At 33.5% G+C, this 3,228-nt stretch carries 3 protein-coding genes; all 3 read left to right on the forward strand.

Annotation, left to right across the window (positions count from 1 at the left end; genetic code table 11):
* Nucleotides 1–487: 487 nt before the first annotated feature.
* The 3 genes from AAC155_RS23850 to AAC155_RS23860 all read left to right on the forward strand — a co-directional run bounded on the left by AAC155_RS23850 (nt 488) and on the right by AAC155_RS23860 (nt 2,904).
* Nucleotides 488–1,384, forward strand: coding sequence for a phage tail protein (locus AAC155_RS23850; RefSeq protein WP_113044391.1), 897 nt, complete (start codon nt 488–490; stop codon nt 1,382–1,384).
* Nucleotides 1,385–2,347: 963 nt separating this feature from the next.
* Nucleotides 2,348–2,539, forward strand: coding sequence for a hypothetical protein (locus AAC155_RS23855; RefSeq protein ID WP_146748152.1), 192 nt, complete (start codon nt 2,348–2,350; stop codon nt 2,537–2,539).
* An 8-nt stretch (nt 2,540–2,547) separates the two neighbouring features.
* Nucleotides 2,548–2,904: a hypothetical protein gene (locus AAC155_RS23860; RefSeq protein ID WP_146748153.1), complete on the forward strand. Its 357-nt coding sequence runs from the start codon at nt 2,548–2,550 to the stop codon at nt 2,902–2,904.
* The last annotated feature ends 324 nt before the right edge of the window (nt 2,905–3,228 follow it).

Here is a 3,228-nt window from a genome sequence, read left to right on the forward strand (position 1 = left end):
ATTCATCGATTTTTCGACGGTGATATTCGGATGCCAGCTTGTCTTTTTTTAAAGCAGAACGAGGCGGTATCATGACAGCGCTACCTTGCAGAGATGTACTGTGCCTACATTTTACTCAATTTTGTGGTTGTGAAAAGTTTTTAGAGGTTCCCAGAGGTTGGAATAGCCAATAGCCTGAATAAACAGGTCGTTCATACAATGGTTTTGTTGATGTTTGAATTAGGATATTGAAAGAGATTCAGTTTATAACCTGAAATAGAAAAATTATAGTCAGAAATGAAAGAAGAGAGATAATAGTAACTGCTTGATATTGAATTGCTTATTGTAACCAATTATACAAAATTAGTTAACCTTATAAGGAATAAGAACAACACATTATTATTTTTCTAAACTAGACTTTGATTTGCATGAGTTGCAAGGGGATTGTTTTTACAATGATTTAAATATACTGATTATGAAATAATGTTATTTGATTTAAGGAAGGCATATGAATCAAAAAAATGATTTTAAAGCATTTTCTATTAGTGATGATGCTAATGTAGTGAGTCAAGAAAAATATGAAGAAAGTCAGAATTTACAGACGGGGTTTCCACCAGAGAATGTTTCTACTCATGTGTTAAATAAGGTATTACGCCAATCTTCAATAATATCATCTGTTGTAGCTAATTTTATTGCGGAACAATCTGGCGCTGATGTTTTGGATAATGGGGGCATAGCCAAACTTACTGCACAATTAAATCGAGCGTTAGAACAAAAAATTGCAACAAACGTTCCTTGTGCTTCATTAACACAAAAAGGTGCTGTCCAGCTTACAAATGTGATTGGCGATAGTGACACATTGGCAGTTACACAAAAGCTTGCTCAGGAAATAGCAAATTCATTGCGTGAATATACAGATAATCGAATTAAAACCGCCAATGAAGTTCCTGTTGGTTCTCCTATTCCTTGGCCATTGCCCAATCCACCTGTTGGCTATTTCACTTGTAACGGTTCAGCTTTCGATAAATTACAGTACCCAAAGTTAGCAGAAGCTTATCCTGACGGTAAATTGCCCGATTTAAGAGGGGAATTTATTCGAGGTTGGGATGATAAACGAGGTGTTGATAGTGGCCGTAGAATTTTAACTTCTCAGGGGGATGCCATTAGAAATATTGAGGGTTCATTCGCCGGCATGATAGCACCAAACTATCATTTGGCAACAAGAGGGGCTATTTATGCTAGTCAAGTTCTTGGAATAGCCACAGATGGCAGTTTCAAATCAGTAAATATTTCTGACACGGATACTCCATATGGTTTTGGATTCCTGGCGTCAAGGGTTGTTCCTGTAGCCTCAGAGAATCGCCCTCGCAATATCGCATTTAACTACATTGTAAGGGCGGCATAATGATAGGGCCATTTGGCCCTTATTGCTCACAGCGATAGCAGCTTACTTTCCCATTGTTCAATAATTTCTCCCTTTTCTTTCAGATAGTCGTAATTTCATGATGATATTTTTTTATGTGTGGAGATGTGTATGGTTTTATTTTTTTAATTATATTGGAGTGAAATGACAAGGTAGGGATGTAAAATTCACTATTGTTTTAAATTTCAAAGACTTAGCCAGAGTTTATATATAAGATTTATTCTATTTTTCCTTATCATTGCAGTTATTTGGTAATATATATTACAAGCGATTTTATCTGTGAAATTTAATTTAATATTTATTCTGAGTGGTTAAATGTTTAAATTTATTAGTGATGTAAAAGGAGTTTAGTGAATATAATTGGATGTGGAATATATTCATGAACCACCAAATATAATATTTGGTGACTTAATTGATTGGCTCTTAATTAATATATTTAATATTGAAATATGCACGTTGTATACAAAAGTGGTTAATGCTGAGTTGCCTCATAATGAAAAATTGGCGCTTGATAACTGCTTGTTCTATTAATCCTTATGTGCGATAAATATCAAATAATCTTTTTATAATTAATTTTTAATTGGAATGCATGTGATTTTTTAGAATTAAAAACAATGATTTATAGGTTTTTTAATGCAAAGGATTAATTTGATTTCATATGAAAAATTAATTTATTTAAATGATTTTTATTTGCAATAATATGAGTAATTTAAAGTTGTCTTTTTAAAATATCAGGATTTAGTAAAGTTTCTTGTTGATGGATAAATTTATTTATAATCAGGTTAAATAATTGACTATAAAAAATATGGAATGGAAAAACTAATGAATTATTTAAAGGAATATGAAATTATTTATTCATAGAGTAATAATATTGCATTTGTTAGTTAAATCCGAAGTGGTTGAATTCTATTTTCATACAGTAATTATACCAAAGGGGATTGAAACATGATGTATTCAGTTAAAGGTGTTCAATATCAAACGTTGGTAAATATTCCTAAAAATATTGGGTTAGGATATTCGAGATGGAGTGACGGTAAAATTCACCTTGTGGATGGTGAATTCTTATTTTATGGTTCTATACCCTATGGATTTCAATATGCATCGCGGTGGCAAGGGGGCGAATCCCCGGGAGCATAGATAACTATGTGACCGGGGTGAGTGAGTGCAGCCAACAAAGAGGCAACTTGAAAGATGACGGGTATATTGATATTAAAGGTGAGAATGGGCCTATCGATAAAGAAATGGAAGTTGATGCTAACTGGACAGTGAAATTTAATGAAATGCCTTGTGATAGTCAGGGTAATATCTTGATCAAATCGTACTGGTTTAGTCCGGCAAGCAATGATAGTTGGCTTATAAAAGACAAAATGCGACTTATGATTCTTTGCTCAAAAGAGCCAACTCATCGATTGATTATTGAGACTGGTGAAATCATTGATAATAAATTTGACAACGATTATCTTCGTAACATGATATTTTCTTACACCATACTACGGCGATAATAGCAAGCAATGCGTTTAATTTAAAAAATGCTCTGATATTTTCAGGGCATTTTCTTAATTATAGAGATAATCCACCATTGTTCAGATGGAGTGAAATATTAGATATATGAGAAAACAACCTGATGTTTTTATTTAATGATAGGAATGGCTGCTGAAATGGTTTATATAAACGATTGATATAATGGTGGTGTATTCTGCAGGGCACGAGCATACTTTGACTGCTATTCATCCAAAGAAAACTCTTGCCCGATAATCATCGCACCAACCCGCTTTTTTAAGCTTGTTCCTTTGGCTCGGTGCCCCGCAATCGCATTGTTTGACCAG

It is taken from the genome of Photorhabdus sp. HUG-39, from assembly GCF_963878365.1.
Classification (GTDB): Bacteria; Pseudomonadota; Gammaproteobacteria; order Enterobacterales; family Enterobacteriaceae; genus Photorhabdus; species Photorhabdus kayaii.